The sequence below is a fragment of the Halopelagius fulvigenes genome, from assembly GCF_055398025.1.
On the sequence record NZ_AP043846.1, the window covers coordinates 2,719,479 to 2,737,794 of the forward strand.

17 protein-coding genes and 1 tRNA gene are annotated in these 18,316 nt (G+C 66.2%); 11 read left to right on the forward strand and 7 right to left on the reverse strand.

Translation table 11 applies throughout. The features are described from left to right. Positions 1–71: 71 nt before the first annotated feature. Positions 72–1,343 (reverse strand): cation:proton antiporter, encoded by a 1,272-nt coding sequence (locus ACZ522_RS19045; protein WP_379695963.1) that lies wholly within the window; start codon positions 1,341–1,343, stop codon positions 72–74. A gap of 366 nt (positions 1,344–1,709) precedes the next feature. Between ACZ522_RS19045 and ACZ522_RS19050 the strand changes: the two genes are divergently transcribed. From ACZ522_RS19050 to ACZ522_RS19070, 5 genes are all read left to right on the forward strand, one after another. Beyond that, complete coding sequence (locus tag ACZ522_RS19050) at positions 1,710–3,107, forward strand: GntP family permease (protein WP_379695961.1); 1,398 nt, start codon at positions 1,710–1,712, stop codon at positions 3,105–3,107. Between the two features lie 174 nt (positions 3,108–3,281). Continuing rightward, positions 3,282–3,842 carry a class I SAM-dependent methyltransferase gene (locus tag ACZ522_RS19055; protein WP_379699843.1) on the forward strand — a complete coding sequence of 187 codons (561 nt, stop codon included), beginning with the start codon at positions 3,282–3,284 and terminating at the stop codon, positions 3,840–3,842. Between the two features lie 85 nt (positions 3,843–3,927). Then, positions 3,928–4,563, forward strand: coding sequence for an SDR family oxidoreductase (locus ACZ522_RS19060; protein WP_379695959.1), 636 nt, complete (start codon positions 3,928–3,930; stop codon positions 4,561–4,563). 241 nt (positions 4,564–4,804) lie between these two features. Further along, the gene (locus ACZ522_RS19065) at positions 4,805–7,282 is read left to right on the forward strand and encodes an alpha-L-arabinofuranosidase (protein ID WP_379695957.1); all 2,478 of its coding nucleotides are present in this window, start codon (positions 4,805–4,807) and stop codon (positions 7,280–7,282) included. Between the two features lie 343 nt (positions 7,283–7,625). Beyond that, on the forward strand, positions 7,626–8,342 hold the full coding sequence (locus tag ACZ522_RS19070) for an alpha/beta fold hydrolase (RefSeq protein ID WP_379695955.1): 717 nt from the start codon (positions 7,626–7,628) through the stop codon (positions 8,340–8,342). A 250-nt stretch (positions 8,343–8,592) separates the two neighbouring features. Here ACZ522_RS19070 and ACZ522_RS19075 read toward each other — a convergent pair. Further along, positions 8,593–8,667, reverse strand: a tRNA-Arg gene (locus ACZ522_RS19075). Between the two features lie 109 nt (positions 8,668–8,776). Between ACZ522_RS19075 and ACZ522_RS19080 the strand changes: the two genes are divergently transcribed. From ACZ522_RS19080 to ACZ522_RS19090, 3 genes are all read left to right on the forward strand, one after another. Beyond that, the gene (locus ACZ522_RS19080) at positions 8,777–9,679 is read left to right on the forward strand and encodes a geranylgeranylglycerol-phosphate geranylgeranyltransferase (RefSeq protein ID WP_379695953.1); all 903 of its coding nucleotides are present in this window, start codon (positions 8,777–8,779) and stop codon (positions 9,677–9,679) included. 190 nt (positions 9,680–9,869) lie between these two features. Beyond that, positions 9,870–10,481, forward strand: coding sequence for an RAD55 family ATPase (locus ACZ522_RS19085; protein ID WP_379695951.1), 612 nt, complete (start codon positions 9,870–9,872; stop codon positions 10,479–10,481). 95 nt (positions 10,482–10,576) lie between these two features. After that, entirely contained in the window at positions 10,577–11,005 is a 429-nt protein-coding gene (locus ACZ522_RS19090) for a CoA-binding protein (RefSeq protein WP_379695949.1), read from the forward strand. Between the two features lie 51 nt (positions 11,006–11,056). On the opposite strand, the gene ACZ522_RS19095 is transcribed toward ACZ522_RS19090, so the two are convergent. Both ACZ522_RS19095 and ACZ522_RS19100 read right to left on the reverse strand, forming a co-directional pair. Continuing rightward, positions 11,057–12,037 carry a PLP-dependent cysteine synthase family protein gene (locus tag ACZ522_RS19095; RefSeq protein WP_379695947.1) on the reverse strand — a complete coding sequence of 327 codons (981 nt, stop codon included), beginning with the start codon at positions 12,035–12,037 and terminating at the stop codon, positions 11,057–11,059. A gap of 115 nt (positions 12,038–12,152) precedes the next feature. Beyond that, positions 12,153–12,524 carry a DUF5798 family protein gene (locus tag ACZ522_RS19100; RefSeq protein ID WP_379695945.1) on the reverse strand — a complete coding sequence of 124 codons (372 nt, stop codon included), beginning with the start codon at positions 12,522–12,524 and terminating at the stop codon, positions 12,153–12,155. 173 nt (positions 12,525–12,697) lie between these two features. Between ACZ522_RS19100 and ACZ522_RS19105 the strand changes: the two genes are divergently transcribed. Then, positions 12,698–15,115, forward strand: a complete 2,418-nt coding sequence (locus ACZ522_RS19105) for a GAF domain-containing protein (protein WP_379695943.1) — start codon at positions 12,698–12,700, stop codon at positions 15,113–15,115. 3 nt (positions 15,116–15,118) lie between these two features. On the opposite strand, the gene ACZ522_RS19110 is transcribed toward ACZ522_RS19105, so the two are convergent. Together ACZ522_RS19110 and ACZ522_RS19115 are read right to left on the reverse strand one after the other, a co-directional pair. Continuing rightward, positions 15,119–15,304: a hypothetical protein gene (locus ACZ522_RS19110; protein ID WP_379695941.1), complete on the reverse strand. Its 186-nt coding sequence runs from the start codon at positions 15,302–15,304 to the stop codon at positions 15,119–15,121. Between the two features lie 18 nt (positions 15,305–15,322). Further along, positions 15,323–16,801, reverse strand: coding sequence for an ATP-binding cassette domain-containing protein (locus ACZ522_RS19115; protein WP_379695939.1), 1,479 nt, complete (start codon positions 16,799–16,801; stop codon positions 15,323–15,325). 110 nt (positions 16,802–16,911) lie between these two features. Between ACZ522_RS19115 and ACZ522_RS19120 the strand changes: the two genes are divergently transcribed. After that, positions 16,912–17,118, forward strand: coding sequence for a hypothetical protein (locus ACZ522_RS19120; RefSeq protein ID WP_379695937.1), 207 nt, complete (start codon positions 16,912–16,914; stop codon positions 17,116–17,118). Positions 17,119–17,217: 99 nt separating this feature from the next. Further along, positions 17,218–17,376 (forward strand): hypothetical protein, encoded by a 159-nt coding sequence (locus ACZ522_RS19125; protein WP_379695935.1) that lies wholly within the window; start codon positions 17,218–17,220, stop codon positions 17,374–17,376. A 9-nt stretch (positions 17,377–17,385) separates the two neighbouring features. On the opposite strand, the gene ACZ522_RS19130 is transcribed toward ACZ522_RS19125, so the two are convergent. Continuing rightward, complete coding sequence (locus ACZ522_RS19130; protein WP_379695933.1) at positions 17,386–18,252, reverse strand: 3-hydroxyacyl-CoA dehydrogenase family protein; 867 nt, start codon at positions 18,250–18,252, stop codon at positions 17,386–17,388. Between the last annotated feature and the right edge of the window lie 64 nt (positions 18,253–18,316).

The window sequence follows — 18,316 nt, forward strand, 5'->3', positions numbered from 1 at the left end:
CGCAGCGCGAACCTCGTACACGCCGAGAACGCGTACCCGTCGGTACGAGAGGGAGACGGGGCGAAAGGGTGCTACGCGCGGCGTTCGTCCAACCACTCCATCACCGGCGACGCGGCGATTCCGTGCACCACCGTCGAGGTGGCGACGATGAACCCGAGTAGCGCCCACAGTTCCTCGGCGGCGACGATGAGTTCCTGCTCTTTGAACGTCGCCTCGTTCAGCGCGTGCGCGAGGTAGTAGAAGGAGCCGATACCCCGGATGCCGAACGTCGCGATGACGAGTCGTTCGGCCCAGTGTGCGGAGTGTCCGAGGAGTCCCACCATCCCCGCCACCGGTCGGACGACGAACAGGATGAGGAGGCCGACGCCGACCATCGGCAACGTGAGGGGATCGAGCAGTCCGTTGACGAGGGTACCGCCGAAGAGGACGAGGATGCCGGCCATCAGCAGGCGTTCGGTCATCACCGCGAAGTCGTGGAGGTGTTCGTAGTAGCCGTGTTCCCACTCGTAGTGCCGGAGGACGAGGGCGGTGACGAAGACGGCGATGAACCCGTAGCCGTGGACCAGTTCGGTCGCGCCGTAGGCGAACAGCGTCGCCGCCAACGCCTCCGAACCCTCCATCACCACGGCGAGTCTCGTACTCGCGGGTTCCCCGAAGACGAACCGCGCGATGAGTCGCCCGACGACATACCCCGCGATGACGCCGACGATAATCTTGTACAGCACGTCCACGAGCACCCAGTCTCGGAGCCACTCGCCCGCCGCGAGGGACGCCGCGCCGGCGAGGGCGATGGCAAGGTTGGTGAACGGGAACGCCAGTCCGTCGTTGAGTCCGGCCTCCGACGTGAGCGCGAACCGAATCGTCCCCTCCTGTTCCTCGGGGTCTATCTCCTCGTCGGTGCCCTCCGCCGGGGGACCCGTCTGGACGTCCGCCGCGAGAACCGGGTCGGTGGGGGCGATGACCGCGCCCATGAGAATCGCCGTCGCGACGTGCGCGCCGAGCACCCACCAGCCGAGGAGGGCGGTGCCGGCGATGGAGAGCGGCATCGTAATCGCGAGCAGTCGCCACGTCGAGGACCACGCTCCCCAGTCGAACGGCCGGTCGAGTTTGAGGCCAGCGCCCATCAGCGCGATGATGACCACGAGTTCGGTGAGGCGTTCCGTGACCTCGGGGCGGGCCACCGGGTGCGGGACGTCCACCCCTGCGACGAAGAACAGCACCGCCCCCGACGCGAGGTAGATTATGGGGAGCGATATCGGTTTGTCGGCGAACACCCGGGGGAGCACCGCCGCTCCGAGAATGGCGAGGCTCACCACGATGAGAGCGACGTAATAGGAGGCCATACCGACACCAAGGCGATTACCCGTAAGGGCGCTATGGCCGCCGAGAACTAGTGTTTTCGTCGGATACATGTACGATTCCCGACGGCTCCAGCCTCAAGCGTCGTCGGACGTCGGACCGCCGTCCGAACCGGTGACCCGTCCACGGTGGCGCGGGAGGCGACGTACGGGCGGTAAACCCGGTAGTCCGTTCAACTCATTCTCCGCCCGGGGACGCACACTCTACCTCGTAGATGCAGAGAGTGAAGTTCTGTCATTATTTTACGCTCGGTTCATAGATTATTCTTATAATAATTTCTATATATAATACTCGTTTTCGGTGGATAATTATACCCCGACTGTGCAGTGAGAAGAGTATCACAACAAACCATGGCAATAGAGTTCGCACATAGCCCGCTGTTGACGTTCATCCTGGCGTTGGCAGCGGTCATACTACTGTTAGTCGTGTGGGACCTCCCGGCGTTCGTCGGGCTAATCATCGCCGCGTTCTTCGTCGGCATCATCAACGCGGTGTTCGTGCCCGACTTCGCGTGGGCCGACGCCGCTAGCCGAGTCGCCGCCGCGTTCGGCGAGAACATGGCCGGCATCGGGATACCGATTCTGATGGCCGCGATAATCGGAAAGTCGATGCTCGAAAGCGGCTCCGCCCAGCGCGTCGTCCGCGGGTTCCAGAGCGCACTCGGCCGAGAGAACTCCGACATCGCCCTGTGGGGGAGCAGTACCGTGCTCGCCGTCCCCGTCTTCTTCGACAGCGTGTTCTACCTCATGGCACCCCTCGCGCGGTCGATGCGCGCGCGGGTCGGCCGCGACTACACCCTGTTCATCGTCGTGGTCGGCGCGGGCGCGGCGACGACGCACGTGTTCGTCCCGCCGACGCCGGGCCCCCTCGCGGTGGCGAACGAAATCGGCGTCAACCTCGGGATGACGATTCTCGTCGGCATCGCCACCGCCCTTCCGGCGGCGTTTCTGGCCGGCATCGTGTACGGGCGGTGGATCAACAAGCGACTCGACATCCCCCTCCGCGACACGATGGCGACGACGACGGAGGAACTCGAGGAACTGGCCGACCGGAACACGAGTTCCCTTCCGGGCATGTTCGAGTCGCTCCTCCCCATCCTTCTCGCCGTCCTCTTGGTCGGCGCGCTGACGTTCGTCAACTCCTTCCGGGACGTGTTCCCGGCGCTGGAGGCGATTCGGCCGTACATTCAGTTCATCGGCAACAAGAACGTGGCGCTCACCATCGCGGCGATGGCGGCCGCGCACACGTTCTACCGCCACAACGACTTGGAGCGCGAAGAGTGGACCGAGGAGTTGACCGAAGCGCTGCGAAGCGGCGGGAACATCGCCGCGATTACCGCCGCCGGCGGCGCGTTCGGCGCGCTACTGGCGGCGTCCGGCATCGGCGACTACATAACCGGCATCCTCGCCGGCATCGGCATCCCGCTGATAGTCAGCGCGTGGCTGATAGCCGCCATCGTGCGCATCGCGCAGGGGTCGGCGACGGCGGCGATGCTGACCACCGCCGGCATCATGGCTCCGCAGGTGTCGCAACTCGACGTCCACCCCGCGTTCCTCGTGATGGCCATCGGGGCCGGCGGGAACATCTTCTCGTGGTACAACGACTCCGGGTTCTGGCTGGTCAAGGAGATCGGCGGCCTCACCATCGGCGAGACGCTCCGGACGTGGACCGCCCTCACGACGATCATCTCCCTCACTGGGCTCGTCACGACGGTGGTGCTGTCGAGCGTCGTTCCGGCGGTGCTGTGAGCGTCCTTCCGTCGCTGTAACCGCCGCCGTCAATCTTTATGCGCCAGTAGAACCTCGGTGGAACGAGAGGTATCACTCGTGAGTTCGACCGAACCGACCGACTCCTCGCCGTCGGAGCGGCGACCGAAGTCGATAGCGGAGATTCGGACGTCGTACGCGGAGTGCGCCGACTTGATGGCGCGGATGGAGTGGCTCGACCGGTTTCTCGCCGGGCGATACCGCCGGCGGCAGTTCGCCACCGCGGAGGGCCGCGTCCTCGACGTGGCCTGCGGCACGGGGCCGAACTTCCGGTACCTGCCGGCGTCCGTCGAGTTGGTCGGCATCGACATCAGCCCCGAGATGCTGGCGAACGCCCGGGAGCGACTCGACGAACTCGGCCGCGACGACACCCTCCGCGAGATGGACGCGCAGGACCTCGACTTCGACGACGACGAGTTCGACACCGTCATCTCGTCGCTCTCGACCTGCACGTTCCCCGACCCCGTCGCCGCGCTTCGCGAGATGAGCCGCGTCTGTACGCCCTCCGGGCGGATTCTGCTCGTCGAACACGGGAAGAGCGACTTCGGACCGTTCGCGCGCTTCCAAGAGTGGCGCGCCGACGCCCACTACGAGAAGATGGGCTGTCGGTGGACCCAGGAACCCCTCGAACTCGTCGCGGAGGCGGGGCTACCCGTCGTGCGGTCCGATACGGCCCTGTTCGGTATCGTCACCACGATAGAGGCGCGCCCGCGGTAAGGAGGGGCGGACGGGCCGAAATCGGTTGCGCCTCGTCGCGCGGCCGGGCAACAGGTTCTTCGGAACTCCGGGCGAACTCCGGGCCATGAACGTGCTCGTCGCAGGGTCGCACGGACAGGTGGGGCAACACCTGACGAGAATCCTTGCCGAGAGCGACCACGACGCCTACGGGATGGTCCGTGACGAGGCGCAGGTCGAAGACATCGAATCGCTCGGCGCGGAACCGGTCGTCGCCGACCTGACCGAGGACGTGACGCACGCCGTCGAGGGGCGCGACGCCGTCGTCTTCGCCGCGGGGTCCGGCGGCGAGGACGTGTGGGGCGTCGACCGCGACGGCGCGATGAACATCGTCGACGCCGCGGAGGAGGCGGGCGCAGAGCGGTTCGTGATGCTCAGTTCCATCAACGCCGACCGACCCGAGAACAGTCCCGAGGAGCTTCGAGAGTACCTGCGCGCGAAGGCCGAAGCCGACGAGTACCTCCGCGAGAGCGACCTGACCTACACCATCGTCCGCCCCGGCCCCCTGACGAACGAGGAAGGAACCGGGCGGGTCGAAGTCGGGGAGGAAATCGACCGCGACAGCGCGGAGATTCCGCGCGAGGACGTGGCTCGAACGCTCGCCGCGTCGCTCACGGCCGAGAACACCCACGGGAAGACGTTCGAACTCGGGTCCGGCGACGAACCGATAGACGAGGCGTTGGAGCGTCCGTTGAGTGAGTGAGAGAGTAGCGTCTTATCGCCTCGTTCGTCGCAGGAAGATGGGCGCTGCAGGCTCCGGTTCGACTATCGAACGAATCGACCTCTGAGGCGCGAGTCGGCCGAATTTGGCCCTTGCAAGACTACCAGTTCTGGCAGCTCTTAGATCGGTTATAGGCTCCCTCGCTGTGCTCGATCCGGTCTCGTATTCATCTTTCATGACACCTAGCAATCATTTAATACTATAATGATCTATTCGCCGGTGGATGACGGTAGATCCAAAGAACGACGACGACGGAAACAGTGAGACGGACGGAAACGGCGTCTCTCGGCGACAGGTTCTCGCGGCACAATCGATGCTGGTCGCCGGGTCGGCGGTCGGGCTAGGGCCCGGCGTCGTGTCGGCGACATCAGGGAACGCGGTCGAGAACACGGTGACCGTCGATACCGACGCTCGGTCGGCGAGTGCAGTCCCCGATACGCTGTTCGGCCGCCTGAACGAACACTACGGCGACGCGACGATCTATCCGGGCGTCTACTCACTGCACGTGATGAACCCGACGTTCTGGCGGACGCCGGACTACTGGTTCGACGCGAACGAGATCGATACGTTCTACGAGGTCGAGCGCCACGACATGCTCCCGTACCCGTGGGAGCCGGTGGGAGAGACCGGAGTGAGCCTCGAACACCGGACCGACGGCGAGCGCGTCGCCGGCGGATCGGCCTCCCACGGGACGGTCGGCTACGAGCGCATCGCCGTCGAGGACGGCTCGACCGGCGGTATCAAACAGCGAATCGTCCTGCCGGACTACCGGACGCTGGGCTACGACCTCGGCTTCTCGGTGCGCGGCGACGTCGACGCCGTTGCGGCCTCGATCACGACGCTCGAGGGCGATGTCCTCGCCTCGACGGAGGTGGATGTCACCGGCGAGTGGACGCGCCACGAGCCGACGCTCGAACTCGAGGAGAAGAGCGGCGACGAATACGTGGGCGGCGCCGTCGACGACGTCGAGACGCCGTACGGCCGGTACGCCGTGGAGTTCACGGCCGAGGGCGACGGACACTTCGACATCGACTTCATCGAACTCGCTGCCGACGACGCCGTCAACGGCAAGTTCAACCCGCTCACGATCGAACTCCTCGAAGACCAAAACGGCACGTGGCTGAAGTGGCCCGGCGGCAACGTCACCAGCCAGTACAACTGGCGCGACGGGATCGGCCCGCTCGAGGAGCGGACGCCCCGGTTCAATCACGCCTGGCAGGGGATGCAGCCGAACTTCTTCGGGACCGCCGAGTACCTCGAACTGTGCGAGGTGGCCGACCTCGTTCCCGAGATCACGATCGGCTGGCACGACAACGCGCCGGAGTGGGGCGAAGAGCGGCAGATCCTCCCCGAGGACGCCGCCGACTGGGTCGAGTACGTCAACGGCTCGACCGACACCGAGCTGGGGGCGCTACGGGCCGAACACGGCTACACTGACGCCTGGAACGTCGAACACTGGGGCGTCGGAAACGAGGTCTGGGGCGACTGGCAGTTCGGTCACACGTCCGACGCCTCGGAGTACGCCACCGGCTCCGAAGAGCGGATCGGCTTCGACGAGTACGCCGCGGCGATGCGCGAGGTCGACGATTCGATCACGATCATCGCGAGCGGCTGGGACCCGGCCGAGGCCGAACACAACGACAATCCGTGGAACGAAACGCTGTTGGACGAACTGTCGCCCGATCAGCTCGACGGGCTGAATATCCACCGCTACCAGTGGGGCTTAGACAGCGCCGAGGACGTCGAATCGTGGAAAGACGAACACGACGCCGACGACTGGGACTACAACGAAGTGATCGTGATGGCCGCGACCCAGCTGGGCGAACAACTCGGCGAGCTCGGAACGCTCGCTGACGAACACGGCTACGGCGACGACTTCTACGTCAACCTCAGCGAAATCGGAATCTTCCCGACCGTCGCGGACGGCGCGCCGTATCCGGGTCCGGATACGATGCCCGGCGCGTCCTACGTCGCGGGCGTCCTCAACGCGTGCATTCGGGAGACCGATACCGTCAGGTGGGCCGCTCAGACGTGGGTCCCGATCAAGTCGTGGGTTCCGATGAAAACGGTCGATCACCCGCCGGATCCGAATCCCCTCCGTCCCGACGGCTCCGTGACCGGACTGTACTCCGCCGTCTTCGAGCTCGACGCCGAGTGGCACGCCGTCGACGTCGCGACGAGCGGTGCTAGCCGTAACCTCCCCGACACCGGACCGCGGATCGATCCGATGGACGACGTCTCGTACGTCGACGCCGCCGCGATGCAGAACCGACGCGGAAAGGAACTGGCCGTGTTCCTGACCAACCGCAACCTCCGCGCACCGAGCGAGGTGACGGTCGAACTGGGCGACCGGTACGCCGACAAGTCGGTCGAAGTCGTCCAGCTCAAACCGGCCACCGCGGAACGTCCACTGCCCCACGAGCTACCGTCCTCGTGGGACGAACCGACGAACCACGCGGTCGAGCACGCGGTCGAAGACGTCGACGGTGACGGCACGGTGACACTCGAGGTCGGACCGGCGTCGATCGTCCGGCTGTTCGTCGACAATGACCGAGGCCGCGCCGATATCGTCGGAGATAACGGCGTCTGGCACGGTCTCGACGGCGAGGAGAACATTCCTATCGAAGACAATAGCACGACCGGCAGGAGGAACGGTCACGACGAGAAGAGGGATAGCGAAGGGGGTTCGTCGGGAACGTAACGGAAGTTACGGAGAACAGCACCGTTCGACGTATTTTTCGACCGTTCCGGGTCGGACTCGTCCTCGGCCGAGCACCGAACGTACCGGTCGGTCATCGACGGTGGACCGGGTACGCTTCCGGCGGCGGGCACCGACGTCGAATCCGTACGCGTCTCACGAAACGGGGGAGCGACGCGTCTCCGCTAATAGTGGACTCCAATCGAGAAGTGGGCGCTGCAGAATTCGAACCTCGGTCGCTCGCTACTGCTCGCTCCCCGACTCAAATCCGTCGCGGTAAACTGCTCTCTCGTCGCGTACGTTCCTCGCAGAGATCTATATCAGGCTCGCAACCGTTCTAAGAACCATGGCACGACAGTTCGTTCTCGTTCCTGGAGCATGGCTCGGCGGCTGGTGCTGGAAGTACCTCACCCCTCTGCTCCGTGACGAGGGACACGAAGTATACACACCGACACTCACTGGGCTTGGTGAACGAGAACACCTTGCTCAGTTCGAGATCGACTTAGAAACGCACATCACGGATATCGTGAATGCACTCGAATACAACGAGCTCACGGACGTTGTTCTCCTCGGGCACAGCTATGCGGGGCTTGTAGTGACCGGCGTGGCAGAACGAGTCCCCGAGCGGCTCGCACACGTCGTCTATTTGGATGCACTGGTTCCGATGAACGACGAGCCGGTTTCGGCATCTGAGTTCTATCCTCCGGACGAGTGGGAAGCCATGGAAGCGTCGGCAAAAGGCCATGCTGGAGGTTGGTCGCTCCCAGATGACCCTCCAGGCTGGGTGGGCATCTCGGACGAGGACACGCGGTGGATGCGGGAAAAGGCTGTTCCGCATCCGCTGAACACGTTCAAACAGCCGGTGAACGTCGGTAATCCGGACGCAGCGTTACTCACCAGCTATATTCTCTGCACCCAGAACGGGATGGACGACTCCACCCTGGATATGATTCGGCAGTTGTGTGAGCAGCGAGGGTGGCAACTCCGCGAACTGGACACGGGGCACTGGCCGATGGTGTCGGTGCCTCGAAAACTGGCTCAACAACTTCTCGAACTCTCGTAGAGGGCGGGCGACATTCTACGCTGTAATCTATCGATTCCGTGGACCCTGCAGGATCGTGGACTACGCCCGAGAACCCACGCTTCCGCAGAACCTCGGTCTCGTTCGAATCCTTCGCGGTAGATGATTCTCCGCTCACGTTGTTCGCGGAAGAATCATGGGCGCTGCAGGATTTGAACCTCGGTCGCTCGCTCCCCGATTCAAATCCTTCGCGTAAACGTCTCGCTCGTCACGTACGTTCCTCGCAGAGAAGTGGGCGCTGCAGGATTTGAACCCACGGCAACTTGGTCCGAAGCCAAGCACTCTGTCCAGACTGAGCTAAGCGCCCTCGCTACTACGTAGTGAGGCGATTCGTTTTAAACCCACGGATTCGGACTCGTCGTGCGAATCCGTCCGACTCCGCGCCATTTATCTCCGCGGCTTCGGGAGTACGTCGTATGCCACCGGCCGCAGAGTCCGAATCGAGCGTCCGCGAGGCGGAGTCGTCGCCGTCGGAGACGGCGCGCGGACTCCTCGAACTCACCCGTCCCGGCAACGTCGCGGCGGCGGGCGTCCTCACGTTCACGGGCGCGTTCGTCGCGGACGGACTCCTCGCGCCGGCCGCCATCGTCGCCGCCGTCGCCGCCACGATATTCGCCACGGCGGCGGGCAACGCGGTGAACGACTACTTCGACCGCGAGATAGACCGAATCAACCGCCCAAGCCGCCCGATTCCGCGCGGCGCGGTGAGCGAACGCGGCGCGCTCTGGTTCAGCGTCGCGCTCTTCGCGGGGGCGGTCGTCTCCGCGGCCGTCCTCCCCGTCACGGCCATCGCCATCGCCGTGGTGAACCTCGTCGCGTTGCTCGCCTACACGGAGCTCTTCAAGGGCCTCCCCGGCGTCGGAAACGTCGTCGTCGCGTATCTCACGGGGTCTACGTTCCTGTTCGGCGCGGCCGCGGTGGACGGCGCGTTCGAGACGACGGTGCTCGTCCTCTTCGCCCTCTCGGCGATGGCGACGTTCGCGCGGGAGGTGGCCAAGGACGTCGAAGACGTCGCGGGCGACAGAGAGGAGGGCCTGCGGACGCTTCCGATAGTGGTCGGCGAACGGCGGTCCCTGACGCTCGGCGTCGCCGTGTTGGCCGTCGCCGTCGCGTCGAGCGTCGTCCCGTTCCTCGTCGGCGGGTTCGGCGCCGCTTACCTCGCACTCGTGCTCCCCGCCGACAGCGTCATGCTCTGGGGCGCGGCGCGGGCGTTCTCCGACCCGTCGGCCGGCCAGTCGCGACTGAAACAGGGGATGTTGCTGGCGACGGCGGCGTTCATCGCCGGGCGAATCACCGCGTCCGGCGGCGTACCCGCGTGAGTGTCCGCCGAACCGGCGGCGAAGGGGTCGCTCGACGGAGTCCGTCGCTCGCCGAATCGGTCGCTTGTTACGGAATCAAAAAGAATATTATCGCATCACGATATCACCTTACATCTAATGACTCCCGGCGAGTCGACCCGTCACGCGAACGTTTATCTCCATGCTGACGGCTCAGCCCCGAGGGACCCGCATGTATGACCTCGGCCCCGATCTCGACACGGAGGTCCAACCGGGAACGAACATCCTCATCAGCGGACCGCCGCTCACCGGAAAGCGGTCGCTGGCGCTCGACGTCCTCGCGGAGGGGACCGAGCGCGGCGACGGCGCGATAATCGTCACCACGAAGGACGGCGCACAGCGCGTCCTCTCGGACTTCGGCAAGCGCGTCCCCTACGAGGGGAAGCCGGTCGCGGTCGTGGACTGCGTGACGCGCCAGCAGGATCTCGGCGACATCCGCGACGACGACCGCATCAAGTACACGTCCTCGCCCGTGGACATGACGGGCATCGGAATCAAGCTCTCGGAGTTCCTGCAGGCGTTCTATCGGGACCGCCACATCGAGCAGAACCGCGTCATGCTGCACTCGCTCTCGACGCTCCTGATGTACGCCGACCTGCAGACGGTGTTCCGCTTCCTGCACGTGTTCACCGGGCGCATCCAGAGCGTGGACGGACTGGGCCTGTTCGCCATCGACTCCAGCGCCTACGACGACCAGACGATGAACACGCTGAAGCAGTTGTTCGACGGCATCGTCACCACCCGCGAGGACGGCGACCCCGAGATTCGCCTCGCCGCGGACTGAACTTCTCGCTTCGGACTGACTTCCCGCCGCCTGACTGTGTGACGCGTGCGCACGTACGGCCACGATTTTTGTTCGCGCCCGCCCTCCGTGTACCCATGCCAGTCACCGACGACGCCGGAATGAGGGACGTACTCGACGCCGAAACCATCGCGGTCGTCGGCTGTTCGACCACCGCCGGGAAGGCCGCCCACGAGATACCCGCGTACCTCCAACGCCACGGGTACGAGGTGGTTCCCGTCAACCCCTTCGCCGACGAGGTTCTCGGCGAGACGGCGTACGACTCGCTGGCGGACGTGCCGGAGAACGCCGAGATAGACGTCGTGGACGTGTTCCGCCCCAGCGAGGAGGTTCCGGGAATCGTCGACGACGTGCTCGAACGTCACGAGTCGGCCGGCGACGCGAACGCAATCTGGCTCCAACAGGGGATACGAGACGACGAGGCGGCCGCGCGCGCCGAGGAGGCGGGGCTAACCGTCGTGCAGGACAGGTGTATGAAGGTAGAGCACGGCCGCCTCGTGCGGTAACGCGGCGGTATCGCGGCGGTGTCGTGCTCCGCCGTCGCGACGCCGCGCCGACTACCCCTCCCACGACTCGAAGTCGCGGTAGATTCCCTTCGAGAGGTAGCGTTCGCTGGAGTCGGGGAAGATGGTGACGACGGTGTCGTGCGGCGCGTCGACCTCGCCGTCGCGGATGCGTTCGGCGACGCCGCGCGCGGCGAGACTCGCGGCGGCGGAGGAGGAGGCGACGAGGTGCCCCTCCTCGCTCGCGAGTCGCTTGACCTCTGCGTGGGTGTCTCGGTCGGCTATCTGGACGATTTCGTCCACGAGGGAGTCGTCGAACAGTTCGTTCGTCTCGAGGTTGTGCGTTCCGATGCCCTCCGTCTTGTAGTCGGCCTCCTCGACGTCCTCGCCTTCGAGTCTGGAGTACAGCGACCCCTCGGGTTCGACGGCGACGACGTAGGTGTCCTCGTTCCGTTCGCGGGCGTACCGGGCGACGCCCATGAGCGTTCCCGCCGTGCCGCACCCGATTACGACCGCGCCCACCTCGTCGTCCAGCGCCTCGTAAATCTCCGGCCCCGTCGTCTCGTAGTGCGCTTCGGCGTTCAGGGGGTTTGAGAACTGCTGGGGGACGACGGCGTCGTCCAAGTCGTCGGCGATGTCGTGCGCGCGCCGTATCGCTCCGTCCATCCCCTTCTCGGTCGGGGTGTTGACGACCGTCGCGCCGAGCGCGCGCATGAGTTGCTGCTTCTCGACGCTGAATCGTTCGGGGACGACGAACACGGCGTCGACGCCGAGCTGCCCCGCGGCGACGGCGATGCCGATGCCGGTGTTCCCGGCGGTCGGTTCCACGACGGTGCCGCCCTCGGGGAGCGTCCCCTCCTCTAGCATCCGTTCGAGCATGTACTTCCCGATGCGGTCCTTGACGCTCGCGCCCGGGTTGAACGACTCCACCTTGGCGTAGACGGGCACCTCGTCGGGCGAGGCGTGGACGCGGACCAACGGCGTCCGGCCGATGGTTTCCAACACCGAGGAAAGCGGCTCGCGGTCCGTGGTCATGCGGTGGCAAAAGTTGCCCCCGAACCTGAAGGTTGTCATCCGTCGGCGGCGGACGGGAGCCGAACTACTACCGGTCGGGTCGCGCGCCGACGTGAATCGCGGTGCCGAAGCGGCGTTACGCTTCGTCGGCGGGTTCGGGGTCGGCGGTCCCCGCGTCCGTCGCGTCGGCGTCCGTCGCGTCGGCGTCCGTCGGGGCGTCCGCGGCGTCGGCGTCGCCCGCCCCCGCGGTTTCGTCCGCCTCGGCCTCTTTGATGTGCGCCGTCGCGGTGACGGTTTCGACGTCGATACCCTGCTCTTCGGCGATGGCTTCGAGGATGGCTCGCTGTTCGGCGGACTCCGTTTCGAGGGTGTCCACGCGGTCTTTCGTCTCGTCGACCGTCTCGCGCATCGCGTGAATCTGGTCGCGCAAGTCGTTCAATCGAGCGTAGACGTCCTCTGCCATCTCGGCCACTTTCTGAAGCTTCTTCGCGGTTCCTCCGAGTCCCATACCTCGAACACCGTCCTCTTACCTTGAGTGCGTTCCGACTCGGATGTTCCACGCGGGGAACCCTTCACCGGGCATGACCCGACGCCTCTCGGACGCGGGAGGGCGGAGCCTGCGACGCGCGCGTTCGGGTGCTGGTAACTCTTTTAATCTATTGCGCGAAAGGAGTCCCACTGATGCGGGAGCAAGGGGACTTCGAGCGCGTCTCGCCGATTCGGACGCTCTACATCGACGACGACGAGAGTCTCTTGGAGCTCACGCGACGCTTCTTGGAGACGGAGACGCCGCGAATCGAAGTCGAGACGACGTCGTCCCCGCGGCGGGGGCTGGAATCGATAGAGCGCCGCGAGGTGGACGTCGTCGTCTGCGACTACCAGATACCGGAGATGGACGGCCTCGAAGTGCTCGAGACGGTGCGTCAGGAGTTCGAGGACGACGTGCCGTTCATCATGTTCACCGGGAGGGGCAGAAAGGAGGTGGCGATAGAGGCGCTCAACCTCGGCGCGGACCGCTACCTCCGGAAGGGCGGCGACCCCACCTCGCAGTACGGCGTCCTCGCGCGGGCCATCGTACAGGAGCACGAACACCACCGCACCCAGCGTCGCCTGCGGAAGCGAGAGGAGAACCTCCGGGTCACCCTCGAATGCATCGGCGACGCCGTCATCACCACCGGCGTCGAGGGGCGGGTGACGCGGATGAACCCGGTCGCGGAGGAACTGACGGGGTGGTCCGCCGAGGAGGCGGCCGGCGAACCGCTCTCGGAGGTGTTCGAGATTATCGACCACGAGACGCGCGAACCGGAGGAGAACCCCGCACGGCGGGTGTTGGAGACGGGCGGCGCGGTCGGACTGACCAACGGGACGGTCCTCGTCGGGAGGGACGGCACCGAGCGGTTCGTCGCCGACAGCGCGTCGCCGATAGAGAGCGAGCGCGGCGAGGTAATCGGCGTCGTGCTCGTCTTCCGCGACGTGACGGACGACTACCACAGTCGAGAGCGTCGGGCGCGGCAGCGACGGACGGTCGTCGAACTCTCGACCGACGAGCGCATCACCGACGGCGACTTCGAGACCGGGAAGCGAACGATAACCGAGACGGCCGCCGAGACGCTCGACGTGGACCGCGTCGGAATCTGGCTGTTCGAGGACGGTAACAGCGTCCTCCGCTGCGCGGACCTGTACGAACGGTCCGCCGACGCGCACGCCGAGGGCGAGGAACTGACCGCCGCGGACTACCCCACCTACTTCGAGGCGTTGGAGGCGCACCGCTCTCTCGCCGCCGAGGACGCGCGGACCGACCCGCGAACCGCCGAACTCGCCGAAGCGTACCTCGAACCGCTCGAAATCGGCTCGGTCCTGGACGCGACGATTCGGTCGAACGGCGGCGTCGTCGGCGTCGTCTGCCACGAACACGTCGGCGAACCGCGCGAGTGGTTCGCCGACGAGCGCCGGTTCGCCGGGGAACTCGCGGACCAGGTGCTCCGCGTGCTCAGCAACCGACGGCAGCGAGAGCGCGAGAGGGCGCTGGAGGAGCTCCACGGCATCGCCACCGACATCACGACGTTCGGCACGCCGGAGGAGGTCTGTCGGCGGACGGTGGACGTCGCCGAGAGCATCCTAGAGTTCGACCAGTGCGTGATAAACCTCGAAGACGACGGCCTGCTGTCGGTCGTGGCCGTCTCCGAGGAGGTTCCGTCGGACGGCGTCGCCCCCATGTCCGTCGAGGACGGCATCGTCGGGAAGACGTACCGGACCGGCGAGTCGTACCTGTTCGACGACGTGCGGACGGCCGAGGAGGCGAACCCGCAGGGGCCGTACCGCGGGGCGCTCAGCGTCCCCCTCGGCGACCACGGCGTCTTTCAGGCGGTCAGCGAACGGGCCGGCGCGTTCGACGAGGACGACGTGGAACTGGCCGAACTGCTCGTCTCGCACACGGGGCAGGCGCTCGACCAGTTGGCGAGCAAGCGCGAACTCCGCCAGCAGAACGAGCGACTCGACGAGTTCTCCAGCGTCGTCTCCCACGACCTGCGGAACCCGCTGAACGTCGCCCAAGGACGCCTCGGACTCGCCGCCGAGGAGTGCGACAGCGACCACCTCCGGGACGTGGCGAACGCCCACGAACGGATGGGGAGGCTGATAGACGACCTGTTGGCGCTCGCGCGGGAGGGCGAGGCGGCGACGCAGACCAGACCGGTGGCCCTCGGCGACGCCGTCGAATCGGCGTGGCGGAACGTCGAGACGGCGGACGCGACGCTCATCGCCGACGCGGGTCGCGTCGTCCGCGCGGACGAGGGGCGGATGCAACAACTGCTGGAGAACCTCGTCCGGAACGCCGTGGAACACGGCGGCCCGGACGTGACCGTCCGCGTCGGCGAATCGGCCCGCGGCTTCCACGTCGAGGACGACGGCCCCGGCATCCCGCCGGACCGGCGGGACGACGTGTTCGAGACGGGCTACTCGACGACGCGCGACGGGACGGGGTTCGGCCTCTCGATAGTGCGGCGCGTCGCCGACGCTCACGGGTGGGAGGTGACCGCCGCGGAGGGGCCGGAGGGCGGCGGGCGGTTCGAGATTACCGGCGTGGAGTTCGTCGAGTAGAGTTCACAGTTCGTTCGGATCCACGCCGCCGACGAGGTACCGGACCGCCAGATACGCGCCCGCGTCGAGGACGACGTACGACGCGACGACGGCGGGCGCGAGGGGGTCCGGGCTCCCGATTGCGAGGCGCGCGGACGTGTTGACGGGATTGTGCGGGAACAGCGTGGTGCCGCCGAAGACGAACAGCACGCCGATGGAGTAGAGGAACTACGCGGCGCGCCGTTCGGGCGAGAGGAGCGCCACCGCCGCGCCGAGCGAGCAGACGAGCGTCGAGAGCGCGGCGACCATCACTAAGAGCGACAGCGGGTTCGAGACGGGCGTCCCGTTGACGCCGAGGAGGAGAATCCACAGCACCGACTGGGCGGGCGCGAGCGTCGCCGCCGCGAGGAGTTTTCCGTCCACCACGTCCGACAGCGACAGCGGTGCGACCCGGAGCAGTTCGAGCGTCCCGCGGTCTATCTCCTCGGTGATGGAGTCGACGGTGATAGAGCCGCTGATGAACACCGGGAGGTAGAGGAGAAGCGGGACGAGCACCGTGTACGTGAAGCCGTAGTACGGGCTCGACTTCGTCTCCGACGGCAACTCCAGCGTCGAACTCGTCAGGAACGCCGACCGCTCGGCCCGTTCGGTCCGCTCGAACTCGCGGAGGGCGTCGCGGAGTCGGACGACGACCACCGTGGTCGCGATGTTCGAGTCGGGGGCCGTCGCCGTCACGAACACCCGCCCGTGCAACCGTTCCGCCGAGAGGACGGCGTCCGCGTCGCCCCTGTCGAAGGCCCACATCGCGGCGTCCTCCGACCGGTACGGTCTGGCGTCGATGCCGCCGACGGACGACGCCGCCCGTATCAGGTCCGAGGTGGCGTCGCCGGAAACGGCCACGTCCACCTCGCCGCCCGCGGACTCGGCGGCGGCGCGGACGGACTCGACGGCGTCCATGTCGGCTACGACGCGCCGGTGCCGCCCGTCGCCGACGGGTTCGGCGTCGGGGACGGGAACGGTCGTGAAGACGTGGTACGTCGTCTCCCCGTGTTCGTCGCGTATCTCGGGGACCGTCCCGCGGGCGATTATCTCGCCGCGGTTCATGATGACCACCCGGTCGCAGACGCTCTCGACGTGATAGAGGTTGTGCGCGCTGAAGACGATGGTCTTGCCCCGTTCGGCGAGTTCGCGGGTGAACTCCAAGACGTAGTTCGTCGTCAGAGGGTCGAGTCCCGACGCGGGTTCGTCGTAGATGAGCAGGTCGGGGTCGTTCACCAACGACCGGGCGATGGCCACCTTCCGCTTCATCCCCTTCGACATGTCGCCGAGGCGACGCTCCCGGTGTTCGAGTTCGAGTCGGTCGAACGTTCGCTCCGTCCGGCGCGTCGCCTCCGCGTACGGCACGTCGTGCAGGTCGGCGAAGAAACGGAGGTACGACCGCGGCGTCATGTCCTCGTAGAGGGGTGACTCCTCGGGGAGGAAGCCGAGGCATCGCCGCATCTCCGGGTCGCCGGCGTCGAACTCGCCGACGCGCGCCGCGCCCGCCGTCGGTTCGATGAGTCCGGCGAGCATCTTCAGCGTCGTCGTCTTCCCCGCGCCGTTGGGGCCGACGACGCCGAATATCTCGCCGCGGTCCACCTCGAAGGAACTCCCGACGACTGCGGGGAACCCCTCGTAGGTCTTCCTGAGGTTCTCGACGGTAATCATGCGAACGGCAACGGCACTCCCCCCGATAAAGCGTTCGCGCAGATGTTCAGTCCTGATACTCAGACTGTCGCCTCGGTACCCATTTGGGGTCGGACCGAGAAGGGGGCGTCGTGCCGGCAGACGACTACCTCGACGCGACGACGGCGGCGTTCGTGGGCGTTTTCGTCGCGGGGTTGTTCGGGTTCGCCGCCCTGCTGGCGTACGTCGCCGCGGGCGACCTGATTCCGGCGGTGAGGGCGCTCTCGGGCGCACTCGCCGGACTCGGCGTCGTCTTTCTCCTCCTCTCTCTGGCCGCCGCGGCGCTTCTCGCCCGGTGACGGACGAACGGACGAACGAACGAACGAGTGGTTCCCCCGGCGTCGCGCCCCCGCACCGTCGGCGATACTTTTTCGTGACGAGAGAGTGACCATTCTCGTATGGCACCCGAACTCACGGTGATTCGCGCGGCGGACGGAGACTGGCACCGGACGGACATCTTGGGGTGTCAGCGGTCGAGCGTCATCGACCCCGCCGAGGAACGGGAGGCGGACCCCGAGGAACTCGACGGCGACCGGTGCGAGTACTGCACGTGGTGAGTCGCGGAGTCAGTCGTACTCGTAGAACCCCTCCCCCGTCTTCCTCCCCAAGTCGCCGGCGGCGACCTTCCGCTTGAGGAGGTAGGCGGGCTTGTAGCGGTCGCCGAGTTCCTCGAACAGGGTCTTCGAGGCGTCGAGACAGATGTCGAGGCCGATGTGGTCAGCGAGTTCGAGGGGGCCCATCGGCGCGTTCGTCCCGAGTTTCATCCCGCGGTCGATGTCCTCCTTCGAGGCGACGCCCTCGTCGTAGGCGCGGATGCCCTCGTTCAGCCACGGCATCAGGATGCGGTTAGTGACGAACCCCGGTTTGTCGTCGGACTCCCACGTCTCCTTGCCGAGTCGGTCCGAGAAGTCGCGGGCGAACTCAACGACGGGTTCGGCCGTCTTCTCGCCGACGACGATTTCGACGCCCTTCATCACCGGCACGGGGTTCATGAAGTGGACGCCGACGACGCGTTCGGGCGCGTCCGTCGCGGCGGCGATGGTCGTCACCGAGAGCGTACTTGTGTTCGTCGCCAACACCGCGTCGTCGTCGACGAGTCCGTCTAAGTCGGCGAAGATGTCCCGCTTTACGTCCATGTTCTCGACGGCCGCCTCGACGACCACGTCGCACGAGGAGAGGTCCGAGAGGTCGGTCGTCCCGGTTATCCTCGCTCGCGCCGCCTCGGCCTCCTCGTCGGTCAGGCGGTCGCTTCCGACGAGTCGGTCGAGGCTCTCCTCGATGCTCGAAAACCCGCGCTCGACGTACTCCGGTTCGATGTCGCGCATCACGACGTCGTATCCCGCCGTCGCCGCCACTTGTGCGATGCCGTTGCCCATCGTGCCCGCGCCGACGACGCCGACCGTCTCCGCTTCGTTTACGTCACGAACGTCCATGGAGGACGTGCGTCCGGTCGCGTGGTAAACGTGCCGGAGGGGACGTTCCCCCGTCGGTCGGTTT